Consider the following 25256-nt stretch of genomic DNA (forward strand, 5'->3'; position numbering starts at 1 on the left):
TTTGTTATCGTTTGATTAAAGCTTAGACCAAAATTCGTGACACAGGGATGACAGCCGCATTGTTTTTTTCTAATCTCCCCATTACTATTGCCGACCTTTAAAGTTAGCGCATAGGAAGGACGAAGTGAGCGAGTTTAGTTTAGGGCAACGTTGGTTAAGCGAAACTGAAACAGATTTAGGGCTTGGCGTCGTCACAGCCGTGGATGGACGCCAGGTATCAGTGATGTTCCCCAGCACGGGTGAAACACGAATGTACGCTAAATCCGACGCGCCGCTCGCTCGATTTGTGTTAAATGAAGGACAGGAAGCAACACACGCTGATCAATGGCGTTTTGTTGTCACCGAGGCAAAAGAACACCAAGGCTTAGCTATCTATTTTGGTGAGCGTGTGGACTCAGGTGAAGAAGTGATGGTGCCAGAATCTCAGTTAGCCCATCAAATAGACACCAATCCGGCTTTAACTCGCTTTATTGCCGGACAAGCCGACCGACACGATCTCTATCTTCTGCGCATGCAAGGTCAGCAACAACTCGCTCAATGGCAACAAAGTACCGTTACCGGTTTACTCGGTGCTCGAGTGAATTTATTACCGCACCAGTGCTATGTCGCCTCCACAGTAGCCAATCGCTATCATCCACGTGTCATGCTCGCTGACGAAGTCGGTCTTGGTAAGACAATTGAGGCTGGCATGATTATCAAGCGCCAGCACGTTACTGGACGCAGTCAGCGCGTGCTCGTAGCCGTTCCTGACAGCCTCCGCCATCAATGGCTGGTTGAAATGAAGCGCCGCTTCGCACTCGATTTCAGTGTGTTTGATGAAGCCAGAATCCGAGAAGCGCAGCTCGATAGTGATAATCCATTTTCTACTGAACAACTCGTGATTATCAACAATAAGATCCTGCACGATGAACAGTGGCATGAAGCGCTCATGAGCGCCGAGTTCGACATGCTTGTGGTTGACGAGGCCCACCACCTTAATGACAACACACCGGGCTATGCGCATTTTGCTCAGCTGGCGAACGCTATCCCCGGCTTGCTGTTACTAACCGCAACACCTGAGCAAGAAGGTAACGAAGGTCACTTTAAGCGCCTGCAGTTACTTGACCCAGACCGCTTTAACGATTTCAACGCGTTCGAGGATGAGCAAACCCACTATCGTGAACTCGCCGAGAAAGCGAATGACCTTAGCGGTGAGGCATTAGACGAACTCCTTGATGAGCACGGTACTGGACGAGTGATGTTTAGAAACCGCCGGCAAAATGTAGGCGGATTCCCGGCACGTCATTTTCACCCGGTAAAACTACCTGATCCCGACGATGATATGCGTGAACCTTGGTGGCTGGGCGACTCCCGTGTTACTTGGCTTATCGACCATATAAAAAGCAACCGTGATGACAAAACGTTGCTTATTTGTCACAGCGCGAAAACGGTGAATGAGCTCGCCGAAGCATTGCGTGTGCTCGAAGGGATTAACGCAGCCGTATTCCACGAAGGGATGTCATTACTTGAGCGCGATCGTGCCGCTGAATTTTTTGCCGATGACGATAACGGTAGTCCAATTCTGTTATGTTCTGAGATTGGCAGCGAAGGCCGTAATTTCCAGTTTGTACATCAACTTGTACTCTTTGATTTACCGGAAAATCCAGACTTGTTGGAACAGCGCATTGGTCGACTTGATCGCATCGGACAGACTCATGACATCCAAATTTACTTGCCGTACATAGAAGATTCTGACGAAGGTATTTTGCTGCCGTGGTATCACACGATGAATGCCTTCGAACAATGCAACCCGGTGGGTCGACGCATGTATGATGAGTTCGCTCAATCCATTAAAAAATCTTTACTCAGTTGCCAACCTCTCCCGAAAGAGATACTGCAGCGGAGCACTGAACTCCATCAGCAGTTAATGAGTGAAGTTGAAGCAGGTCGAGATAAACTACAAGAATTGAATGCATGCCGTCCGCAACAGGCCGAAGCCGTTATTTCGGCAATCGAAGAAACGAGCGATACAGAGCACCTGAGCGAATTTATGACCACGTTCTGGGAGCGTTTTGGGATTGACGCCGAAGAACTCGACGAGACGCGAATCTTTGTCAAACCAAGCGAGCATATGCGTGTCGAAGCCATTCCAGGCTTGCAAGAAGAGGGGATGACTATCACCTTTGACCGTACCACCGCGCTTAATTATGAGGACGTCGAATTCTTAAGTTGGGATCATCCGCATGTTCAAGAAGCCTTGGATATAGTGACTCAGCAAGACTTCGGCAGTGTGTGCGTGACTAAGCTGAATAATAAAGCCCTGCCTGAGGGTGCGTGGTTTATGGAGGTTGATTTCAGCGCCCACATCAACGCACCTCAAAATGCGGTAGCCCAGGAGTTCTTCCCATTGCAAAACCACCGTATACTGCTTGACAGCCAAGGGCGCGAGTTGACGAGCAAAGTGCCCCGCGATGCGCTAACCAAGCAAGCTGATTTTATGGATAAAAAAACCTCGCGTCAGATATTAAAACAACTGCGTGACATTACAAAGTCACATTTAGAGGTCGCGCGTGGCTCTGCTGAGGCATGGTTGGTGGAACAAAGTGCGGCAGTACGCACGCGTATCAACGAAAGTTTAGGAAAAGAACTCGATCGTTTGATCAAGCTTAAGCAGCGCAATCCGTCGGTACGTGACTCTGAAATTCGTGCCATCGAACTACGCAAGCAAACGTTGTTAGAAGCACTTGAGCAACCACAGCTTTCATTGTTTGCAGTGCGTATTTTGGTTAATCACCATTAATGGCATTACTTCATTATCAGCCACCAACCGACCCTTATCTCAAGATAATATATCGAGATAATGCGTTGGTTGTGGTCGATAAACCAGCGGGAATACTGAGCGTACCTGGCAAAGCGATCGAACACAGGGACTCAGTGTACACGCGCTTAGCCCGTATTTTTCCAGAGATACGCGTCGTGCATCGGCTGGATATGGCGACCTCGGGTGTGATGGCATTTGCACTCGGTAAAGCGTCACAAAGCCATCTCAGCAAACAGTTTCAACAACGCACAACACAAAAAACCTATCTTGCCAAGGTATGGGGGCATTTGCCGGGCAATCATGGTTGCATCGATTTGCCGCTCAGCTGTGACTGGCCAAACCGACCTAAACAACAAGTCGACTTTGTTAATGGCAAGGCGAGTCAAACGTTTTATCAAGTGTTAGCGCAACAGACGCAAACCAGCTTAGTTAAGCTTTCTCCACATACGGGTCGTTCGCATCAACTACGCGTGCACATGCTCGCGTTAGACTGTCCTATTCTAGGTGATAAGTTTTATGCTCACTCCGCAGCATTCAATGCCGCGGAGCGATTATTATTACACGCATTTGAGTTAAAGATAGCTCATCCGCTAACAGAACAAGCGGTCACTTTTAGCAGCCCCAGTCCATTTAGTTAAACACCTAAAGACTTGACCACTGTTGACGATAAAGGTGTATGAACATACTTCGATGCGTCATATGCCTAGTTATAGTGTTAGGGTCTGCGGTGTGCTACGGACAGGATGACCGTGCCCGTTTTGTACCACCTCATGAAGTCGTTTGGTTGACCGATTCTGAAGGCAATGATGGTTCGTATTTAGCACTACAGCGCGAGCCATTAAAAAGCTTCGAGCGGGGACAATTTGTTGCACTCCCAGCATGGGGGCTACACCCACTCCAATCACCGTTGATTAAATCGAGTTATCATCAAGCCGCAAAAATGGGCTGGCGCAGTTGGGCGATTACGCCACCTGAGGCGCTGATTGAGCCCGACTCTTTAGGCCATTACAACGCTGATTTAGGTTATTACCAACCCGACGAGAATGCGCTCCAACCCTATCGCAACTTACTATTCAAGCGCCTTGACGCAATATACGACAAGGTAAGCGAACAACCTGGGTTTACGGTGTGGATAGTCGAAGGTATCAGCGGTGCGCTATGGCTTGACTGGATTAAACAAAACGCTGCTGCCGCACCGGACGCCGTCATTCTCATAGATGCTTACATCCCACAATTACGCCTGAACGAGTTGTTAAGCACAGAAATTGCAAAACTTCCTTTTCCAGTTTTGGACATAAAGACAGCGTCTGCTAACCGTTGGGTCACTACTCAATGGCCGATGCACAAGACCATGAGTAACAAATTTCAACAACTCAGCTATCGCCCACGGGTTTTACTCAGCCAAGTACCAGAAGCTACTCATGAGCTGCACAGTGTTATTAAAGGATGGCTTAAGTTTCAGGGGTTTTAACCATTAACGCACGTCGCGATGCTTTTTTATGACCTCGTAAGCCTGCTGAATATCTTGGGCTCGCTTCTGTGCTTCTCTCATCACATGCTCGGGCAACCCCTTTGAAGCCAACTTATCAGGGTGATGACGCGCCATTAACTTACGATAAGCCTTTTTTATTTCTGCGTCGGGCTGTTCGGCTTTCACACCTAGCACCTCGTAAGCATCCTGCAACTCATTCCGCGATGGCTTAGACTGCTGCTTTCCTGCACTGCCTTGCTGGCGATGCTGATGAAAACGAAAAGCCGCTTTCTGCATGGCTAACCACTGGTCAATTTGAAACCGTCTGAAGCCAAGCGCTTTACCGACATTAATAAGCACCTCATGCTCAGCACGATCCAATACGCCGTCATTAAGCGCCAAGGCCATCAACTGCTCCATGAACACCTGAGAGACTTCGCGGTTACCGTAAAATGATTCGCGGAAGCGCTTCATCGTGTCGTTTACTGGAAAAGTCGATTGCTTTCCTTCACGAAACGCCTGTTGCGCTTCTTCTTTGGCTTCAGCATCGAGTCTAAAGCGCTTCATCAATTCTGAAGCTTGCGCTATATCACGTTCGGTTACTCGTCCTTTTGCTTTAGCGAGATGCCCCATGACAGCGAATAAGGTATACAAAAATAATGCGTCTTTCCCAGCATCACGTTTACCGTACATGAATTGACCAAAACCACCTCGACTGGCAAAGTCTTGCGCCATTCCTCGGTCGAACCAATGACCAATCAGTACGCCGATAATAGCGCCTGGCAATCGTAAAAATAGGTAGCCAGCCAACCCACCTATCACCTTTCCCCAAATCATTGTTTGTCCTCTACTTCTTGGTTTAACTGACTTAATCGAGCGGGTGTACCCACATCGGTCCAACGTCCCTTTAATAAATGGGCAGCAACTTGTTGCTTACTCATAGCGTGCAACAACAAAGGCTTGAGGGGCCGAAAGCCCGCTGCATAGTCGGCAAAAAGTTCAGGTGAATAAAGTCCAATACCCGCAAAAGTGTAACCATAGTCATCTGGATTCTTTACGCTCACACGCCCGTCCTTCAATGCAAAGTCACCTTGGGGGTTATGTTCAGGGTTTTCGACAAGCATTAGGTGAGCCAAGTCACCAGGCGCCAGTTCCGTTGGTAAGTCACGTAAGTCAGAGTCGATAAAAATATCACCATTGATTACCCAAAAGGGTTCATAGCCGAGTAACGGCAACGCTTTGATTATACCGCCAGCCGTTTCTAAACCGCCCTCGGGCTCAGGCGAATAGTCGATCTTAACCCCCCAGCGTGAGCCATCACCTAAGCTGCTTTCAAGTTGACCACCTAACCAAGCATGGTTAATCACAATCTCTGTAATACCTACGTCGACCAGTTTCTCAATAATGTATTCAATGAGTGGTTTGCCGGCCACTTTTAACAGTGGTTTTGGTGTTAAGTTGGTTAACGGCTGCATTCGCTTTCCACGCCCTGCCGCTAAAATCATCGCCTTCATGCTTGCTCCCACGCGGGAATAATACGTTGCGTTAACCATTGATGATACTCATTGAGCTGAGCATACTTAGCACTTACTTTTTGCAAATAGCCTAATGTGCGAGGCACATCCTTTAAGTAGCCTGCTTTATCATCTCGATGCGCGAGTCGAGCAAAAATGCCCGCAGCCTTGGTATGTCGTTGCAGTCCCATCCAGTCAAACCAGTGTTGCCATTGTTGAGGAGTGACATCTGACGCTAACTGCCCAGTCGCTTGTAAATCGACTCTCAATTGCTCAGCAAGTTCACTGACTAAATCGTCTGGCCACTCGATATAGCAATCACGCAACAGCGAGACCGCATCGTAGGTCATGGGTCCAATCACAGCATCTTGGAAGTCGATAACGCCCAGCCCCTCCGGGGTCACCATCAGGTTACGCGAGTGATAGTCACGATGCACACCGACCTGTGGCTGTTCAAATGCATTACTGACCATCTGCTCACAGAATTGTTGCCAGATCTCATCGTCCTGATCATTCCAGTCGATATCGATATGCTGCATTAACAGCCAGTCTTTAAATAATGCCAACTCACGATCCAACAAGGCTCGGTCAAACTTCGGTAAAGCCCCCTCGGCAGTGTCGGTGACTTGCATCACGCGAGGCAAAATGGCTAATGCCTGGTGATAGTACTGACGTGCATTGCGTTGCTGTAGCTTTGACAGTAATACTGTGTGACCAAAATCCGTTTGCAGCATGTAGCCTTGCTTCAAGTCAACATTGAGCACTGTAGGGACAGGAATGTCAGCGGCTTGGTATGCATCGGCAACCAGCAGGAATGGACGCATATCTTCTTTATCAGGCGGACAATCAACCGCAATGAGACTGCGTTGACCATCTGATGCGCGAAAATACCGCCGAAAACTAGCGTCACCAGAAACCACTTCAAGCTGTGATTGCGGATGTCCCGTCTGCGCCTCACACCATGCTGCCAGTCCAATCTCACGAGAATCTTCCAAAGTGCCCCCTCTCTATGCCAATATTTGGCGAAATAAGTGCCAAATTAATCTTACTAAAATAGCAGAATACGCAGATTTGCTTTATTATACCAAGCTTATGCCTAATCATTAATTAACAACTAAAAACGGATTAGTATCTTGCCATTGCGTTACAAAGTTGCCAAAGCATCCGCTGTCTTATTTACACTCTTCAGCGCATCAGTTTCTGCTCAGCAGGCGCTCACGAGTGTGTGCTCAGCGCGTTATAGTCAGTGGAGTTTCGAGGAACCCGAATTTGACGTTTCCGAGCAACTGCCGGGCAGCATCTTAGTGCATTCGGATAACTCGAACGTCAGTAACAACGGCGAAGCCTTGTTCACCGGCAACGTCAGCATCCGTCAGGACGGTCAATGGCTCCTCACGGAGTCTGCACGGATTAATCAAGAAAGACAAACCATCGATGCCAATCAAGGTGTGTTGTTTTCAGATGGTTACATTCAAGTAAAAGGTAACTCATTCAACTACAACGGTGTTTCATCAACCGCAGAGTTACGCGATACTGAATATCGAATGAAAAGCACGCAAGCTCGGGGGCAAGCACAGTTGCTGCGTTTATCAGAGCAACATGTCAATCTGTTTTCTTCTAGCTTTACCACCTGCCCAACCGATGACCCTGCTTGGAAACTCACAGCGGATCGTATTGAGATAAGCCAAGATGAAGACTTTGGCGAGGCTTGGGGTGCTAAAGTTGAGCTTTTCGATATCCCAGTGATTTATTTACCGTATTTTACCTTCCCGGTGAACGATAAACGCAAAACAGGCTTTCTCTACCCGACGATAGACACCTCGTCTATTAATGGCTTAGAGGTCGAGGTGCCTTATTACTTTAATATTGCGCCCAACATGGACGCCACCTTAGCACCTGTCTATATCAGTAAGCGCGGCACGATGTTGAAGTCAGAGTATCGATTCCTGACCGATAATTACGGTGGTCAAATTAATCTAGAATACTTACAAAATGATTCGCTACGATTAGACAATGCTGACCGTTATTTATGGCATATCGATCAGCAAGCACAATTCGGAGATCACTGGCGCGCCTATGTCGACGCAACTCAGATCTCTGATGATAACTACCTCAATGACTTTGGGAGCGATTTTGCAGGTCGAGCGGACACGCACTTGTACCGTGTCGCACAAGTGGATTACTTAAACGACAATTTCTTTGCCCGTTTACGCACTGAAGATTACGAGTTGCTAGGTCAGTATCAAAGCCCGTTCCGAACGCTCCCACAACTATCGATGCGTTACGACCAAGGTAGCTATACTGGGATTAATTGGGCTGTCGAAAGCGAGCTCACTTACTTTCAAAACCAAGATGACGCGAATCAGTACGCGACACGTGCGCACCTTGAACCAAGCTTAAGTTATTCGGTCGAAGCGCCAGCGTATGATGGTGAAGCAGAATTTTCCTATCTCTATACGCACTATCGTCAGGAACGTCCGAACACTGAGTTGTCAGATTCAGTCTCACGCTCACTTCCACGCGCACGACTTCGCGGTCGTTTGCACCTTGAGCGCTTTTTTGATGGTGACGACGGATCGTATCGCCAAACTTTAGTACCTCAAGTTCAGTATCTATATGTACCGTACGAAGACCAGTCAAATATTGGCATTTACGATACAACCTTGATGCAAGATGACTATTACGGTCTTTTCCGGGCGCAGCGATACTCGGGCTTAGATCGCATTGCAGAAGCCAACCAGATCACCTATGGTGCCACCACAAGTATCTTTGATCAGCGTGAACGTGAGTTGTTACGCTTTGCGTTTGGTCAAATCTATTATTTTGATGAAAGCCGTACCGAACTGTTGGAACAGAACATCGCGCGCACGTCGAGCAATACCGAATGGGTTGCCGACTTGACTTGGGCGATAACACCCAACTGGAGTGTGAAAAGCGCAATACAGTACGACACGGAACTAAACCAGACGAGAAAGAGTCAGACCGCTGTAGAGTATCGTTTTGATAATAAAAATCTCGTTCAGATCAATCATCGCAAAGCAACGAATATATTGAACAGCGATATTGAGCAGGTCGGGGCGCAAGCGGTTTGGGAAATTAACAATCAATGGCAGGTCGCAGCCAACGTTTACTACGATTTAGTTAATAGTCGTACTAACGACGCTATTTTAGGTGTTCAATATAGTAGTTGTTGCTGGGCATTAAGAGTAAGTGCGTATCGTCGTATTAACCTTAATCTTGAACCGGCAATGGCAGGCACCGCTAACGCTGGCATGATGCAAAACACATTTGCGGCGCCGGAGTTTGACAATGGTGTCAGCTTACAGTTTATTATCAGCGGCCTTTCAAGCGACGGAAGCAGTCTGATCGAAATGCTTGAAAAAAGCATTTACGGCTACAGACGACCTTTTTACTTAAGTAACTAGTGGTACAAATAATGAAACAGTTAGTTAAATTCAGCACTTCAATCAGCATCGCTTTGATGATGTGCGTAACAGCAACGGTGGCTCAAGCACAACAAGTGTTAGACCGCGTAGCCGTTATCGTAGATGATGGTGTCATTTTAGAAAGCCAGATTGAGCAGTTAATAAAGCAAGTCAAACAATCAGACAACTTCTCAGCGGCTAATGCACCCTCCGACGAAGTGTTGCGTACCCAAGCAACCGAACGATTAATTCAGCAAGAACTGCAACTGCAGATGGCTGAGCGTATGGGTATCGAGGTATCTGAAGCACAACTCGATCAAGCAATTTCACGTGTTGCACAAGATCGTGGTATGAGTGTTGATGAGTTGCGTGAAACCACGGTTGCATCTGGCCAAAGTTGGCCTGCTTTCCGTGAGCAGATTAAAACTGAAATCATCACCAGTCAGGTTGAGCGGGCCTCGGTACAACGTCGCGTATCGGTTACGCCGCAAGAAGTCGAAAACTTAGTTAATCTAATTGAACAAAATAACTCGTCACCTACCGAGTACCGTTTGCAGCAGATCTTGATTGGTGTTGATTCTGAGGCATCGAGCGAAAAGCAAGAAGCGGCTAAACGCCGAGCGGAAGCGGTCATCGACCGTTTAAACGAAGGTGATGACTTTTCCCAACTAGCTATTCGCTCTTCATCAGGCTCAAATGCCTTGGATGGCGGTGACTTAGGTTGGATGACTGAAAACACGATGCCAACGCTGTTTGCTGAAGTTGTCAAAGGTAAGGGCAAAGGCGAGATCATCGGTCCTATCCGCAGTGGCGTAGGTTTCCATATCTTACGTGTCGCTGATAAACGTGGTGAACAAGTTGTTGAAGTGCAGGAAGTTGAAGCACGCCATATTCTCATCAAGCCATCAGTGATTTTGTCGGATAATAAAGCAAAAGAAATGCTAAGCGAGTTTCGTCAGCAAATCATGGACGGCGAGAAGACCTTTGCGGAACTTGCTAAGGAGCACTCTGCCGATCCGGGCTCTGCATCACGAGGTGGTGACCTAGGTTGGTCACGTCCTGATCGTTACGCTGAAGAGTTTAAACAACAAGTCAGTACACTTGAGAAGGGCGTCATCAGCGAACCTTTCCGCACTCAATTCGGTTGGCACATTGTCGAAGTGATGGATCGTCGTACCCTTGACGCGACGCAAGAAAGTAAGCGAGACAAAGCCTATCAAATGCTGTTCTCTCGTAAGTATCGTGAGGAAGTCGACACCTGGCGCCAAGAAATGCGTGATCGTGCATACGTTCGCGTAGTAGCTAAGTAACATGCGTCCACTGCTTGCCTTTACCCCCGGCGAACCCGCCGGGGTTGGCCCTGATTTAGCCGTAATGATCGCGCAACAGAATTGGAATGCGGATATTGTTGCCATAGCCGATAGCGACTTGCTGAAACAGCGAGCGACGGAACTCAATCTACCATTGACCTTGGTGCCCTACGACGGGACTCGACCCACCTCACCCATGCAGCCTGGTCAGCTGTTTATTAAACATGTTCCGCTTGCCACGCCGGCTATTGCTGGTGAGTTAAATGTTGCCAACGGTCAATATGTCGTAGAAACCCTAACGATTGCATCTGATGGCAACTTAACCGGAGAATTTGACGCTATCGTCACCGGCCCCGTACATAAAGGCATTATTAATGAAGCGGGTGTCGCTTTTTCAGGTCATACTGAATTCTTTGCTAACAAGGCCGACCGCTCTGATGTTGTTATGATGCTCGCAACAGAAGGACTTCGCGTGGCGTTGGTAACCACTCACATTCCTCTTGCGTACGTGGCAAAAGCGATCACAGCGGAGCGCGTGGAGAAAATCATCCGTATTTTACATGATGATTTGAAGCAGAAATTTGGTGAGCAGCAACCCAATATATTAGTGTGTGGTTTAAATCCGCATGCGGGTGAAGGTGGACACCTCGGTCACGAGGACGAAGCTATTATTTCGCCAGTAATCAGAAAACTACAAAGAGATGGTATGCACGTCTCGGGCCCTTACCCGGCTGATACATTATTTCAGCCTAAATACTTAGAATCAGCTTCGGCGGTTGTTGCTATGTATCACGATCAAGGGCTGCCTGTGTTAAAGTATAAGGGCTTTGGTAAAGCCGTGAATATCACGTTAGGACTGCCTTATATCCGCACATCAGTGGATCACGGCACTGCTTTGGATATGGCGGGCAGCCCAGACATTAATCCGGGCAGTTGTCAGCTCGCGATTCAGACAGCAATTGATATGGTAAATAACTCAAAACTATGAGCAAAACTCACTTAGGGCACCGAGCGCGTAAGCGGTTTGGTCAAAACTTTTTAAATGACGAGAACATCATTGAATCGATCGTCGATGCGATTCATCCGCTGAAAGGCGAAAACCTAGTTGAGATTGGGCCCGGTCTTGCGGCCTTGACGGAACCTGTTGCTGAGCGCTGTGAGCATTTACGCGTAGTCGAACTTGACCGTGATCTGGCGGATCGCTTAGAGTCGCATCCATTCCTCAGCAAACACTTAGAAGTGATTCGCGCTGACGCCATGAAGGTCGACTTTAAAGAATTCGCTTCTCCCGAACATAAGCTGCGCGTCTTTGGCAACTTACCCTACAATATCTCCACACCACTGATATTTCATTTACTACAGTTCAGTGATCATGTTGAAGATATGCACTTCATGCTGCAAAAAGAAGTCGTGGATCGCTTAACAGCGGAGCCTGGTAGTAAGACCTATGGCCGCATCAGCGTCAGTGTGCAACAACGTTGCGAGGTACAAAAGGTACTGGATGTTCCACCCGAGGCATTTACACCACCACCCAAAGTGGAGTCCGCGGTGGTTAGGCTGCGTCCCTATTCTGTGAGTCCACATCCAGTTAAAGACGTTAGTCAATTACAATCATTGTGTTTGACAGCTTTTAATCAAAGACGTAAAACAATTAGAAACAATCTCAAAAAGCTCATTGATGATACGCAATTAGAAACACTTGGAATAAACCCAAGTGCTCGTCCCGAGACACTCTCGGTTGCAGACTATTGTCGAATCTCTGATTGGCTGACGGATAACCAGAAGTCCCTATGACGGTAAAAACACAGGTTCAAATCGAAGTCACTACACAATATATCGCGGCACAATCAAACCCGAGCCAGGGTCAGTATGTGTTTTCGTATACCATTACCATCAGCAACAATGCCGCTCATGACGTTACCCTTAAAAGCCGCGAGTGGCGCATTACCGACGCAGAGGGTAAAGTAACTCGAGTCGCAGGCGAAGGCGTTATTGGTCAACAACCATGTATCAGCCCGGGTGACTCGTTCACATACACCAGCGGCACTGTGATAGCGACCCCCGTTGGGATGATGGAAGGCCATTATTTGATGCTCTCTGAGCAAGGCGAGCAGTTCAAAGTAGCTATTCCGTCGTTTCGTTTAGCGATTCCAAATATTATTCACTAGCGTAATGGCGACTTATTTAGTTGGCGATATCCAAGGCTGTTACGCTGAGCTAATGGAGCTACTTAATCAAGTAGGCTTCTCCAGCAAAACGGATTCTTTATGGTGTGTCGGGGATATTGTTGCCAGAGGGCCAGACTCTAAGGCCGCGTTAGATTTTTTCGTGGATAGTGGTGACGCCGTTAATACCGTGCTGGGAAACCACGACCTGAACTTGCTCGCTGTGTTAATGGGCTCACGTGAAGTTAACCCTAAAGACAAACTCAATGCGATTGTCTCATCTACCCGTCGCTTAGACTATATCGACTGGATACGAGAGCAACCCTTGCTGCATCATTTCGAACAGCACAATACGTTATTGAGTCATGCAGGTATTTATCCTTTTTGGTCTACCGCGCAAGCCAAAACATTGGCATCAGAAGTTACGCAATCACTCAAAAGTGACGCGATGCCCAGCTTGGTTGAGCACATGTTTTCTAATCAACCAAATAATTGGTGCTCAAGTCTCAGCGGATTTGACCGATACCGATTTATAATCAATGCGTTTACGCGCATGCGCTATTGCAGCGACACCGGTGAACTGGATTTTCGCCGTAAGAACCATCCACAACAAGACACGGATGCTCAGTGGAAACCATGGTTTGAATTGTCCCAAAGGAGTGAGCGTATTGTCTTCGGACATTGGGCAGCACTAATGGGAGAAACTCAAAAAACGAAATATGTTGGGTTGGACACCGGTTGCGTATGGGGTCAGTACATGACGCTGTTTCATTTAGAACAACAAAGATACTACACACAACCGTCCCAATCCCAATCGTAGTTATAGCGATGCTGAGGATTGTCTTATGAAAATTACTGTCGCAATGCGGGTTATTGGTGGCTTCGCGCTGATTACCTTGCTTTTGCTCGTTATCAGTTTGAGTTCGTTGTTCAATATCAACAGCATAGGCTCATCGGTCGAACGTCTTAATGATAAAGCCGTTCCAGCGCTAGAGAGCGTTGCCGGACTCAAGGTGGATGTACTTCAGTTAGGCGCCTTGCAAAGCGAAACCTATTACGATGAAACCATTGACCAATTGAGCACCCATACAAAGAGTTTCGATAGTACGCGTCAACAATTCTCAACGTCGTTAGATGAAACCATGAGCTTAATTCGGGGAGAGGGCTATTCCAAACTGGTAGAGCAGCTTGAAGCTGATGCGAGCCGCTACGTGGACTCGATTGATACACTGTTTGCTCAACAACGTAAGTATCTTGAACTTGAGCAAACGGCGAAAGACCAGTTAGACCAAATCGCATTCAACATCGATGACGCTTCTATTATGATGCTAGACACCTCTGATATGTCAGAGGTGCCCGAAGTAAAACAGCTTGCTCGCTCAATAGAGTCGTCTTTATCCTCGCTTGTCACACTCATGTATGACCTCAGCAAAGCTGATGCGATTGACCGTGCCGAAGTGATTCAAAGTGAAATTGGTATCAACATCGATTCATTACGCCCTCGCTTAGAGAGTCTGGAGTCTGCTGCAACAGCCGATACCGAACAGTTGGTGAACGATGGACTTGAACTTATCCGCGGAGCGCTGGGCAACCTGCAGGGTGCAGGCTCTTATCCTGATAATATCGTGAACCGCCTGAAAACGCGTGCGACGGAAGAGCAAACGCTGGCTAAGTCCAAACAGGAGTTAGATGGTTTAATCGAACTTGCCAATGAGTTGCAAGCGGCAGTGCGCAACATTGCGGACGAAACCCGTACCAACGTAGAGTCTTCTATTTCGACCTCAAGCTGGATCAACAGTATCCTGACTGTAGTGTCTATTGCGTTAGCCGTGATCATATCGTGGATAACAGTACGCAGTATCAGTAACCCACTCAGCAAAGTTAACCACATGCTTAATATCATGGCCGAAGGTAACCTGACTGAGCGTGTTTCTTATGACTCACAGGACGAGTTTGGTACATTGGCCGAAAATACCAACAAGCTCACTGACAACCTGCGCAAATTGATTGAGGGTATTGCTAACCGCGCCACACAACTCGCAACGGCGGCGGAAGAGTCTTCGAGCGTATCCGACCAAACCACGCGCTCTATCGAAGAACAACGTAGTCAGATCGAGCAAGTAGCGACTGCTACTCAAGAAATGAATAGCACAGCAAGCGAGATGGCTAGTGGTGCTGATCAAGCACTAGCTGAAATCCAGCACTCTGACCAGGAAGCCAAGCGAGTACGCGGTATCTCAGAGCAGAACCGTTCAACGATTGAACAATTGGCAAAAGAAATCGAAGGTGCATCATCGGTTATTAACCAGCTGTCAGAAAACAGCAAAAACATCGGTGGCATTTTGGATGTTATCCGTGGCATCGCTGACCAGACCAACTTATTGGCGCTTAACGCAGCAATTGAAGCGGCACGAGCAGGCGAGCAAGGTCGCGGATTTGCGGTGGTTGCCGATGAAGTACGGACCTTGGCAAGCCGAACACAAGAGTCAACCGAAGAGATCCAAAGTATGATCGAATCACTTCAGACGGACTCTCAACGTGCGGTTGAGGTAATGGAACGTGGTCGTGCACAAGCTGAGCAAAGCGTACAGCAAACGGATGACGCAGCTTCGGCGTTGAATGCTATTACCGAATCGGTTCACCAAGCGGCTGATAGCAGTAACCACATTGCCAGCGCGGCACAAGAGCAAAGCCGCACGGCTCATGACATTAGTGAGCGTCTTGAAGCGATTGTCTCGATTGCAGAGCAAACTGCGTCAGGTTCTAAACAAACTGCGCAAGCCTCTAATGAAGTCGCTAAGTTGGCAGATGAATTACAAGACTCAATTAAGAGCTTCACCGTTTAAATTAGGTGATTATCCACAAAAAAGGCTTGCCCACTGGGCAAGCCTTTTTTTATCGCCATCGCGAATTAAACAAAGATAATTTTAGCAAATTTGCGCTTGCCGACTTGATATACGCCTGAATCTTCTTTAGTGCACATCAGTTTCGTGTCAGTGATTTTCTCACCATCCCGCTTAACTGCCGACTGTTTAATCATGCGCATCGCATCCGATGTCGATGACACCAAACCAGCCGCCTTCAACGCATTACCAATAGCAATACCTTGATCGCCCGCTTCTACCTCTACTTCTTCAATATCATCCGGAATCGCATTCTTCTGAAAGCGTTGAATAAAGTCCTGCTCAGCCTTATCCGCAGCTTCCTCATCGTGAAACCGAGCAATGATTTCCTTAGCGAGCAAAACTTTTATATTACGTGGGTTTTCGCCATTAGCGACTTGTTGTTTAAAGTCCTCGATTTGCTCTAGTGGGCGGAAACTTAGCAACTCGAAATAACGCCACATAAGCTCATCAGATACTGACATCACCTTACCAAACATTTCATTGGCAGGCTCAGTGATTCCAATATAGTTATTCAGCGACTTTGACATTTTTTGAACACCGTCGAGGCCTTCGAGTAGCGGCATCATGATGACCGTTTGCGGGCGCTGACCTTCTTCTTTCTGCAATTCGCGTCCCATCAGCAGGTTAAAGCGTTGGTCGGTACCGCCCATTTCAACGTCAGCCTTAAGTTCGACAGAATCCCAGCCTTGCACCAACGGATAAAGGAACTCGTGAATGGCGATAGACTGATTGGCTTGATAGCGCTTTTTAAAGTCATCGCGTTCTAACATACGAGCCACGGTCTGACGCGCCGCTAGCTTAATCATGCCATCCGCACCGAGATTGTTCATCCACTCCGAGTTAAAGCGAATTTCTGTTTTCGCAGGATCGAGAATTTTAAAAACCTGCTCTTTATATGTTTCCGCGTTGGCCAACACATCCTCTCGGGTTAGAGGCTTACGTGTAACATTTTTACCTGTAGGGTCGCCAATCATGCCAGTAAAGTCACCGATGAGGAAAATCACTTTATGGCCATAATCTTGAAATACCCGCAGCTTATTAATTAAGACCGTGTGGCCTAAGTGTAGATCCGGTGCTGTCGGATCAAAGCCAGCCTTGATAATCAGAGGTTTACCCTGCTCTAGCTTCTCAGCAAGTTCACTCTCGATAAGGACTTCATCGGCACCGCGTGTAATTTCTGCTAAAGCTTCGGCCACCTGAGGGGTCATTGAGCCAATCTCCTACGTCGTGAATAAAGTGTAAAAGTGCTAGTTTACGCCATTTATAGCCCTGTTTTAACCTCTTTAATACTGGTATTCTTGAATTTTTCATATTATCCTCAAGAAAATCGCATTGAGCGATGTTTAATCAAATAACGAAGTGCGCACCAAAATGAATGTTCAAGTAGTACATAAAATCAAACAATTTATTGTTGATTTACCGCGTTCCCATAGAGTGCTTATTAGCTCTGTGAGCGCGCTGTTATTCTTATTGTTGTTTGTACCGACCGAGCAGGCAACCGCCTCAAAAAATAGTAGTCAGCCAGACGAGCTTCTACCCGGACAACGCTATCAGCTTGAGCTGGTGTTTGAACCGGAACAGCAGGTCGACAACCAACAACCTGAGCTGTTCTGGCAGACTTACGTTGTCAAAAGTGGTGACAGCTTAGCGAAAATCTTCGATACCCTTGGCTTTTCAGCGCAGCAACTGTATCGAGTGACTAACTCTGGCGATGAAGCTAAAAAGCTACGCAGCATGCACCCTGGCGATGAGCTGCGTATTGCAACAGATGACAATGATGAGTTAGTGCAATTAGTCCATCACATCAGTGGCCTACAAACTCTCATTATTACTCGTCAGAACGACGACTTTGTATCGGAAATCGAAACGCGCGAAGTCGAAACTCGTACCGAGTTTGCTCATGCCGTGATCGATAGTAGCTTTTGGAATGCTGCAATGGGTGCAGGCATGACCGATAACCAAATCATGAGCGTGGCAAACATTTTTGGCTGGGATATCGACTTTGCTTTAGATCTTCGCAAGGGCGATGAGTTTAGCGTACTGTTCGAACGCGAGTTTGTGGATGGTGAGTTCGTCGGTTACGGCAAGATTTTAGCGGCTGAATTTGTTAACCAAGGTGAGTTATTCCAAGCGGTTTTGAACACTGAAAATGGGCGATACTACACGCCGGAAGGGCGTGCAATGCGGAAGACGTTCCTACGCTCGCCCGTCAACTTTACGTATGTAAGTTCTAACTTTAACCCGCGTCGCTTACACCCTGTTACAGGTCGTGTGCGTCCACACAACGGCACGGATTACGTGGCCGCGGTGGGAACCCCAGTCATGTCCGCGGGTGATGGCAAGGTCATTAAAGCCAGCTACAACTCGCTTAATGGTAACTATGTTTTTATTCAACACGGTGAGCGTTACGTGACCAAGTATCTGCACTTGAGTCGTAAACATGTCAAAACGGGTGATCGTGTTTCACAGGGCCAAATCATTGGACGTGTGGGATCTACGGGCCGAGTGACTGGCGCGCATTTACATTATGAGTTCTTGGTTAACGGTACACATCGTAATCCGCGCACAGTGGAGTTGCCTAAAGCCAAATCGCTATCCGAGTCAGAGTTACCGGCATTCAGAACACATGCCCAACAGCTAGTCGCCGTACTCAACGACAACAAGCGAATCTATCTGGCTATGCGCTAATGAGCTTATATATCGGCTTGATGTCTGGCACTAGCATGGATGCGATCGATGCAGTGTTATGTGACATCAAGCCCGATAAAGTTCAATTTATTGATGCACACGCAGTGCCCATTCCAAACGACCTAAAGCAACGACTCGAACACGCCTGTCGTCCTGATCTATCCGTTACCGATTATCGATACCTTGCTCGCGAATACGCAGCGTTATGTGCAGAAGTGACCTTGCAGCTGTTAGAAAAGGCTAATGTCTCGTCCGAGGCAATTACTGCGGTTGCTAGTCATGGTCAAACACTTTGGCATGCACCTCCTACGCAAAACAACGCGATTGGTTACAGTATCCAGCTCAATGATGCCGACTGGTTATCAGCCCGAATCGGTATACCGGTTATTTTCGATTTTCGCGCACGAGATTTAGCATTAGGTGGTCAGGGAGCGCCGTTAGTCCCTGCTTTCCATCAATTTATTTTCGCCGACACGGCTCAAGCACCGATTGCCGTGGTAAACCTCGGTGGTATCGCTAATATTAGCTTTTTAGATGCCCAAAGTGGCACTGTTATTGGATTTGATACAGGCCCTGCCAACACTTTGCTCGATCTGTGGATAGAACGCCACCAAGGACAACGTTTCGATGACCAGGGTCAGTGGGCTCAACAGGGCGAGTTAAAATTGGAGCTATTAAGCCGATTGCTCAACGATCCCTTTTTTAGTAGCCCTCCCCCCAAGAGTAGTGGCCGAGAACACTTTAATTTAGCGTGGTTGAACTCGTTTATTAATGATCAATACCACCCACAAGATGTACAGCGGACGCTCGTCGAATTGACTGCAAAAAGCATAGCAAACAGCTTTCAGTGGCTGCCCAAATGCCCCGATAAGTTAATTGTATGTGGTGGTGGTGCATTTAATTCGTTTTTGTTAGAGCGTATAGCACAATGCTTGCCCAAACCAATCGTGGTAGCAGACAGCGCTGAATATGGTGTCGCTCCTCAACACGTTGAGGCGATGGCTTTTGCCTGGCTCGGTTGGTGTTTTGACAATAAAAAGCCAGCTAACCTGCCCGCTGTAACAGGGGCGAGTCAACTGGCCGTATTAGGAAAACGGGTTAACGCTTAAGATTACTCAGCGCCGAGTGCTTTAAACGCATCGCGCGTTAAGTTTTCGTTCTCGCTTTCGCCAACCACAATACTATCCTCGATACGTACACCACCGTATGGACGAAGCTCATCCACACGCTGCCAGTTGATATCTGAGCTACCTTCGAACTCCTCAAGCAACTGGTCAACGACATATAAGCCCGGCTCAATAGTGAACACTTGCCCTACTTCCACATCGCGAAGCAAGCGCAAGAATGGATGACGTTCGTTACGCGGGTAACTATCACCTTTATCATTTTTCAAGAAACCACCGACATCATGCACTTGTAGCCCAATAAAATGCCCTAAACCATGTGGCATAAAGGCACTGGTGATGCCCTTTTCATAAGCTGACGCGGCGTCAATAGTGATAAACTCGAACTGCTCGAGGATAGCGGCAATTTTATGGTGCATCGAAACGTGCAAATCGTAATAGCTTACGCCGGGTTTGATTTCAGTCAGAAGTTCTTGCTGTGCAGCGTCGACGGCATTAATGAGATCGGCGTAGAAACCTTCTTCTTTTGCGTAAGTACGCGTGATATCGGCACAATAGCCCTTATACAACGAACCCGCATCAATCAGAAATGAACGACTCACCGCAGGCGCTTCAGTATCGTAAACATCATAGTGCAAAATAGCAGGATGTTCATTTAATGCGACGATACTATTATAAGGAACCTGAGATTCGCGGAAGTTCATCGCGGCTAAGTAGTCAGCATGAATTTCAAGTTCACTTTTGCCCGCATAGAAGGCTTCTTTAGCTGCCACATGCGCTTTAGCAGCAAGCTTATTTGCTTCACGCAAGTTGTTCACTTCCCACTCGGTTTTAATCGCGCGATGAAAGTGCAAGTGCTCGATTAAGCTTTGTGGATTGCGCGCTTTCACTTTCCAGTTACAGACAGGCTCGGCAAAGTCTTCGCCAATAAATGCAGATTTCTCAAGTTCACCGCCAAGATCGGCGACCATCGCATCCAAACTATCGATAATTTTCAAATCAACGTGTTGTTGCCAATCTTCTTCTGGGATCTTGGCCTGCGAGTGCCAGAAATCGCGCGCTTGGAACAAGTAAACTGTAGGCTTACCGCTACCTTTTTTATAGAACACAGCACTTTTAGGGCTCTCGAGCACCGGCACCCAATACTTAAATAGGGGATTAACTTTATAGGGGGCAGGGTTGTCATCTAAAAAGGCAACGCGCGGCTGGCCTGCATAAACTAGTACAGACTCAAACTGGTTGTCTTCTAACGCTTTATCAAAGCGCTGCGTTACCGTTTCTAAATGCTTTGCGTATAAACTCATAATACTCCCTCAAATCGGAATGGATGGGAGCATTCTACCTAAAGGCTGAAATGAATTCAGCCTATTCGTTATATTGAGAAGCTGGAGCCGCAACCACAGGTCGTCGTTGCGTTGGGGTTATTAACAAAAAAGCGCGAGCCTTGCAGACCCTCTTCGTAATCGACAACGCCACCCACTAAGTACTGTAAGCTCATGGGGTCAACAACGAGCGTAACGCCATCCTTATCAATCTGCATATCGCCCGCGTTTATCTGCTCTTCAAAGGTAAAGCCGTACTGGAACCCCGAGCAGCCGCCACCCGTGACATAAACACGTAGCTTTAGATTGGGGTTTTCTTCCTCAGAGATTAATTTTTTAACTTGAGCCGCCGCTTGTTCAGAGAACTCGATCGGCATCGCTTGCTCTACTGCCATAACATCACCTTAGTGAGCGTATTCAATACGCAATTTTCGCTTAAATCGGGCGGTTAGGTCAAGAATCCTGACTCTTTTCTAATTCGAGCGAACGGTTTTGACGTAGGCTCTGTGTCCAATAAAACCGACGTTCTAACTGTCCTCGTCCACCCTCTGTGAGCGTCACTCTAACATCTACGTGCTCAGGAAGTACGCCCTCTGGTAAAATAAAATCGCCCTCAAGTAAACTGAAGTAGCGCATAGAGAAATGATGAGGATGGGGTTCAATATTCGCTAACTCAAGTAAATTGTAGCGCTTAACGGTCTTTTCACCGGTCCGCGCCTGCAATTCGATGGTGATATTACCTTCCACAAACTGTCGACGCTGTTCGATTTGTAACAAGGCGAGAGAAAAGTGGAAGTGCCGTTTATTTGCATTAGGCGTTAACGCAAATGACTCGATGACCACCCCACCTTGTTCGAGTTCAGGCGCCATAATCTTCTGGTAAAACGCGACATCACGTCGCAACGCGTAGTTCTCATTTTGTAACTCAGATAACTCCGCTTGCAATTCTTCGTTTGCCGACCGCTCGATATCAAGTTCTACACTCAGTACGTTCGTTTGATATTCCAGCGCCTCGATCTGTTGGTAGAGCTGGTCAAGCCGCTCATCCTGTTGCGCTACCGTTTTTTCTTTGACTTCAGCTGATTGCCCACCTACCCAATACGCGAAGTAAATACTTACACACAACAGTAAAATGGCACCGAGGTAGAAAGCCAGCGCACCTACACGCTGTTTCAGTCGTTTGAGCAAATTTCCAAGCTTCATATTTGTTAACTTCTGTTTATTCTTAGCAATCGTGGTATGTTAGATAATAAGACTGACAAACCAAGCGGTTAGCTGCGTGTAGGACCATAGAACATGCAATTTTCTCGGCAAGCGATAATTAAAAAGGCGCGTAAACAACTCGCTGCCCCGACAACGACTGTCGCGATCTGCGTATTAGGCTTACTCGGCGGTATCGTTGCCGCATTGTTCATTGTCGTTTTTCGATTTGCTATCGATCAAAGTGCCTATCTTGTCGGGAATGTGACTCACTGGCAACAGCCTTTACCGACTTTTTCTCGTTTTGCCCTACCTGTCGGTGCCGCCCTCGCACTCTTCGTTTTATTTAAACTCTCACGAGCGAAGCGAGTTCGCCTTGGCATTCCTTACGTAATTCATCGCATGAAGCAACAGTATGGCATGCTACCTTGGCGCAGTACGGTCAATCAGTTTTTTGGTGGCATCATCGCACTCGTTGCAGGTTATAGTGTCGGCCGGGAAGGACCTGCGGTGCATTTAGGCGCAGCCGCAAGTACTTGGTTAGGGTATCATATTGATACCCCGAAAAATGCCGTGCGCACGCTCGCTGCGTGCGGGATTGCAGCCGCGATAGCCGCTTCTTTCAATACCCCCCTCGCAGCAATGGTATTGGTAATGGAAGTCGTATTACGTGAATATAAAGTGCATATCTTTATCCCCGTTATGCTCGCTGCGGTAGCCGGCTCGATAATCACCGATCAAATTTTTGGCCCTGCGACGGAGCTAACCCTATTAAAAGGTCAGGAGCTACCTGAGTCACAATTCGGTTTTGTCATATTGTTAGGCGTAGCAGTCGGCATTGTGGGTGTTCTGTTTAAGAAACTCATGTTAGATGTCATGGACACAGTAAAAGATACGGCCATGCTTACGCGATTGTTATTCGCAGGACTCATAACTGCCTTTCTTGCGGTGATCATCCCAACGAGTTTGGGTCCGGGTCTATCCACCATCCAGCAAGTCGTTCAATTTCAAGACCAGCAAGCCGTTTTACTTACCTTGCTTTTAGCCAAGCTCGTTGCGAGCGCCATCGCCCTTGGTATGGGAACGCCAGGTGGATTGATCGGTGCCGCTTTTGGTGTAGGCGCAGCGGTCGCTGCGTTATTTGTTAATATCCTCGTGCAATATCAGTTGATTGGCGCTGAACACTTAGACTCTTATATTTTGTTAGGTATGGCTGGAATACTGGCTGCGTGTATTCACGCGCCGATGGCCGCTCTACTCGCGATCGTGGAGCTTTCAGGCAGTGTTGAAATTATTGTGCCGGCAATGTTGGTGATCGTCCCTGCGTATTTGATTTCGTCCCAGTTGTTTAGGTCAAAGTCTGTCTTTATCGCACAGTTAGAACTGCAAGACTTACCCTATCAGATTCCTCCCGTGGCGGTAGCATTGCAAAAAACGGGGGTCGAACACGTCATGGAGACACAATTTAAATTATTGCTAGAGCCGACCCAAAATGAGCTGTTAGATGTATTGGAAAAAGCGAGCAACCAAACCGTCATCGTAATGAATGTCGACGAAGATAACCTGCCACAATATCGTATTGTGACTTACGATATTGGCGCAGGCGATAGCCCTTCACTGAATTACATGCCGATCATAGGCCTTAAGGTTACATCAACATTATCTGAAGTATGGGATGAACTCAGCGGTCAACGTCGAGGTGCTGTGTATATTTTTGATCAAGATAATGGCGAGCCCTGCGGTATCATTACCTGGGAAATCGTACGTCGCGCTCTACAACGAGAGCTTGCTTAATAGGAGTTGTACCCATTATGTCCACTTTGCTTTGGATTAAAGCCTTACACGTTATTTTTATGGTGGCATGGTTTGCCGGTATATTTTATTTGCCGCGTTTATTTGTATATCACGCGATGACCAATCAACCCGCGGTCGATGACCAATTTAAAGTGATGGAGCGTAAACTGCTCTTTTTTGTCACGCCCTTTGCTATTCTAACGCTGGTTTTTGGTATTACCTTGATGGTGATGTATGGCACCGCGTGGATCGCTGCATCAGGTTGGCTACACGTTAAACTTGTACTGGTTGCGTTACTGTATGGCTATCACGGATATTGTTTTAAATTATTGAGTGACTTTAAAAATAATCGTAATAAGCGTAGCCATCGCTTCTATCGGGTGTTTAACGAATTCCCCGTACTGTTACTATTTGCCATCGTCATTTTAGCGATCGTGAAGCCGTTCTGATTTTTTTGCAATCAATATCTGATATACTGAGCGTCCAGTGACATCCGCTGGCAAAGGGCTTTATACGTTATGAATTTCACCGGCTCCAACATCCTCTCGGTCAACCAATTTGATCGCGACAGTGTCGAATACATTTTCTCCGTTGCGGATAAAATGCAACCCTATGCACGACGCCAAAAGCGCACAAAAGTGCTTGAGGGCGCTATTCTTGGTAATTTATTTTTTGAGCCCTCAACCCGCACACGGGTCAGCTTCGGCACCGCATTCAACCTGCTTGGTGGTGAAGTACGCGAAACGACTGGTATGGAGAGCTCAGCCATTGCTAAGGGCGAATCACTCTACGATACCGCCCGCGTGTTGAGCAGCTACAGTGATGTTATCGCAATGCGACACCCTAAATCAGGTTCAGTCGCTGAATTTTCCGAGGGCAGCCGTGTTCCGGTGATTAATGGTGGCGATGGCGCCAATGAGCACCCAACCCAAGCCTTGCTCGATTTATACACCATAGAGAAAGAACTGGCTTACCATGGCCAGACCATCGATAACATGCATATTTGCATGATCGGCGACCTCAAGTATGGACGCACTGTACACTCGTTATCGAAGTTGCTGACCATGTATAAAAATGTTCGCTTCACTTTAATTTCGCCGCGCGAGCTATCAATGCCGAGCTCAGTACTCGATGCGCTCGATAACGCGGGCCATGCTTTCCATATTACGGAAACGATGGAAGGTATCGTCGATGCCGATATCGTCTACCAAACGCGTATCCAACAAGAACGTTTTGCATCGCCTCAAGATGCTGACCAATACCGTGGACGCTTTCGGTTAAACCAAGATATCTACACCAAGCATTACAAACCTAATACTGTCATCATGCACCCGTTACCGCGTGATTCGCGCTCAGAAGCAAACGAATTAGACAACGATCTGAACCAAAACCCGAATTTAGCGATATTCAGACAAGCCGACAATGGCGTCCTAATTCGGATGGCACTGTTCGCGCTCACCTTGGGTGTTGTCGATCAGATCGACCAATATGAGTGCCCGGTAAATTGGTACAGCGATAAGCGTTAAATCTGTCAAAC

22 protein-coding genes are annotated in these 25256 nt (G+C 47.4%); 15 read left to right on the forward strand and 7 right to left on the reverse strand.

Annotated elements, in window-relative coordinates; translation table 11 throughout:
- Positions 1–124: 124 nt before the first annotated feature.
- The 3 genes from rapA (at position 125) to BFR57_RS12080 (ending at position 4271) form a co-directional block, all read left to right on the forward strand.
- The gene (rapA, locus tag BFR57_RS12070) at positions 125–2779 is read left to right on the forward strand and encodes an RNA polymerase-associated protein RapA (protein WP_071464227.1); all 2655 of its coding nucleotides are present in this window, start codon (positions 125–127) and stop codon (positions 2777–2779) included.
- Entirely contained in the window at positions 2779–3438 is a 660-nt protein-coding gene (locus tag BFR57_RS12075; protein ID WP_071464228.1) for a pseudouridine synthase, read from the forward strand. The genes rapA and BFR57_RS12075 overlap by 1 nt, the downstream gene beginning before the upstream one ends.
- An 89-nt stretch (positions 3439–3527) precedes the next feature.
- Positions 3528–4271: a DUF3530 family protein gene (locus tag BFR57_RS12080; protein ID WP_071464229.1), complete on the forward strand. Its 744-nt coding sequence runs from the start codon at positions 3528–3530 to the stop codon at positions 4269–4271.
- Positions 4272–4274: 3 nt separating this feature from the next.
- Here BFR57_RS12080 and djlA read toward each other — a convergent pair whose 3' ends face one another.
- From djlA to BFR57_RS12095, 3 genes are read right to left on the reverse strand one after another with little or no spacing between them, the layout of a single operon-like run.
- The gene (gene djlA / locus BFR57_RS12085; protein ID WP_071464230.1) at positions 4275–5108 is read right to left on the reverse strand and encodes a co-chaperone DjlA; all 834 of its coding nucleotides are present in this window, start codon (positions 5106–5108) and stop codon (positions 4275–4277) included.
- On the reverse strand, positions 5105–5785 hold the full coding sequence (murU, locus tag BFR57_RS12090) for an N-acetylmuramate alpha-1-phosphate uridylyltransferase MurU (protein ID WP_071464231.1): 681 nt from the start codon (positions 5783–5785) through the stop codon (positions 5105–5107). Before murU ends, djlA begins: the two co-directional genes overlap by 4 nt.
- Positions 5782–6780 carry a phosphotransferase gene (locus BFR57_RS12095; RefSeq protein WP_071464232.1) on the reverse strand — a complete coding sequence of 333 codons (999 nt, stop codon included), beginning with the start codon at positions 6778–6780 and terminating at the stop codon, positions 5782–5784. The genes murU and BFR57_RS12095 overlap by 4 nt, the downstream gene beginning before the upstream one ends.
- Before the next feature lie 138 nt (positions 6781–6918).
- On the opposite strand from BFR57_RS12095, the gene BFR57_RS12100 reads away from it, so the two are divergent.
- Genes BFR57_RS12100 through BFR57_RS12130 form a run of 7 tightly spaced genes read left to right on the forward strand, consistent with a single transcriptional unit; the run spans position 6919 to position 15531 of the window.
- Complete coding sequence (locus BFR57_RS12100; RefSeq protein WP_071464233.1) at positions 6919–9210, forward strand: LPS assembly protein LptD; 2292 nt, start codon at positions 6919–6921, stop codon at positions 9208–9210.
- Positions 9211–9221: 11 nt separating this feature from the next.
- Positions 9222–10520, forward strand: coding sequence for a peptidylprolyl isomerase SurA (surA, locus tag BFR57_RS12105; RefSeq protein ID WP_071464234.1), 1299 nt, complete (start codon positions 9222–9224; stop codon positions 10518–10520).
- Position 10521: 1 nt separating this feature from the next.
- Positions 10522–11508: a 4-hydroxythreonine-4-phosphate dehydrogenase PdxA gene (gene pdxA, locus BFR57_RS12110; protein WP_071464235.1), complete on the forward strand. Its 987-nt coding sequence runs from the start codon at positions 10522–10524 to the stop codon at positions 11506–11508.
- Positions 11505–12314: a 16S rRNA (adenine(1518)-N(6)/adenine(1519)-N(6))-dimethyltransferase RsmA gene (gene rsmA, locus BFR57_RS12115; RefSeq protein ID WP_071464236.1), complete on the forward strand. Its 810-nt coding sequence runs from the start codon at positions 11505–11507 to the stop codon at positions 12312–12314. The genes pdxA and rsmA overlap by 4 nt, the downstream gene beginning before the upstream one ends.
- Complete coding sequence (gene apaG, locus BFR57_RS12120) at positions 12311–12688, forward strand: Co2+/Mg2+ efflux protein ApaG (protein ID WP_071464237.1); 378 nt, start codon at positions 12311–12313, stop codon at positions 12686–12688. Before rsmA ends, apaG begins: the two co-directional genes overlap by 4 nt.
- Before the next feature lie 4 nt (positions 12689–12692).
- Entirely contained in the window at positions 12693–13505 is an 813-nt protein-coding gene (locus BFR57_RS12125; protein WP_071464238.1) for a symmetrical bis(5'-nucleosyl)-tetraphosphatase, read from the forward strand.
- A 25-nt stretch (positions 13506–13530) separates the two neighbouring features.
- Complete coding sequence (locus tag BFR57_RS12130) at positions 13531–15531, forward strand: methyl-accepting chemotaxis protein (protein ID WP_071464239.1); 2001 nt, start codon at positions 13531–13533, stop codon at positions 15529–15531.
- 65 nt (positions 15532–15596) lie between these two features.
- Here the strand turns inward: BFR57_RS12130 and tyrS are convergent, their stop codons facing one another.
- On the reverse strand, positions 15597–16799 hold the full coding sequence (tyrS, locus tag BFR57_RS12135) for a tyrosine--tRNA ligase (protein ID WP_071464240.1): 1203 nt from the start codon (positions 16797–16799) through the stop codon (positions 15597–15599).
- A 163-nt stretch (positions 16800–16962) separates the two neighbouring features.
- Here tyrS and BFR57_RS12140 point away from each other — a divergent pair, with 163 nt between their 5' ends.
- Together BFR57_RS12140 and BFR57_RS12145 are read left to right on the forward strand one after the other, a co-directional pair.
- On the forward strand, positions 16963–18279 hold the full coding sequence (locus BFR57_RS12140; RefSeq protein WP_071464241.1) for a peptidoglycan DD-metalloendopeptidase family protein: 1317 nt from the start codon (positions 16963–16965) through the stop codon (positions 18277–18279).
- Positions 18279–19388: an anhydro-N-acetylmuramic acid kinase gene (locus BFR57_RS12145; RefSeq protein WP_071464242.1), complete on the forward strand. Its 1110-nt coding sequence runs from the start codon at positions 18279–18281 to the stop codon at positions 19386–19388. The genes BFR57_RS12140 and BFR57_RS12145 overlap by 1 nt, the downstream gene beginning before the upstream one ends.
- 2 nt (positions 19389–19390) lie before the next feature.
- Here the strand turns inward: BFR57_RS12145 and pepQ are convergent, their stop codons facing one another.
- The 3 genes from pepQ to BFR57_RS12160 form a co-directional block, all read right to left on the reverse strand.
- On the reverse strand, positions 19391–20707 hold the full coding sequence (gene pepQ, locus BFR57_RS12150; protein ID WP_071464243.1) for a Xaa-Pro dipeptidase: 1317 nt from the start codon (positions 20705–20707) through the stop codon (positions 19391–19393).
- A gap of 68 nt (positions 20708–20775) precedes the next feature.
- Positions 20776–21120 carry an iron-sulfur cluster insertion protein ErpA gene (erpA, locus tag BFR57_RS12155; RefSeq protein ID WP_071464244.1) on the reverse strand — a complete coding sequence of 115 codons (345 nt, stop codon included), beginning with the start codon at positions 21118–21120 and terminating at the stop codon, positions 20776–20778.
- A 58-nt stretch (positions 21121–21178) separates the two neighbouring features.
- Positions 21179–21928: a DUF6776 family protein gene (locus BFR57_RS12160; protein ID WP_071464245.1), complete on the reverse strand. Its 750-nt coding sequence runs from the start codon at positions 21926–21928 to the stop codon at positions 21179–21181.
- A 93-nt stretch (positions 21929–22021) separates the two neighbouring features.
- On the opposite strand from BFR57_RS12160, the gene BFR57_RS12165 reads away from it, so the two are divergent.
- From BFR57_RS12165 to BFR57_RS12175, 3 genes are all read left to right on the forward strand, one after another.
- On the forward strand, positions 22022–23719 hold the full coding sequence (locus tag BFR57_RS12165) for a chloride channel protein (protein ID WP_071464246.1): 1698 nt from the start codon (positions 22022–22024) through the stop codon (positions 23717–23719).
- A gap of 17 nt (positions 23720–23736) precedes the next feature.
- Entirely contained in the window at positions 23737–24168 is a 432-nt protein-coding gene (gene hemJ / locus BFR57_RS12170) for a protoporphyrinogen oxidase HemJ (protein WP_071464247.1), read from the forward strand.
- A gap of 69 nt (positions 24169–24237) precedes the next feature.
- Positions 24238–25245 carry an aspartate carbamoyltransferase gene (locus tag BFR57_RS12175; protein WP_071464248.1) on the forward strand — a complete coding sequence of 336 codons (1008 nt, stop codon included), beginning with the start codon at positions 24238–24240 and terminating at the stop codon, positions 25243–25245.
- Positions 25246–25256: the final 11 nt, after the last annotated feature.

This window comes from Idiomarina sp. MD25a (genome assembly GCF_001870515.1).
Taxonomy (GTDB): Bacteria; Pseudomonadota; Gammaproteobacteria; order Enterobacterales; family Alteromonadaceae; genus Idiomarina.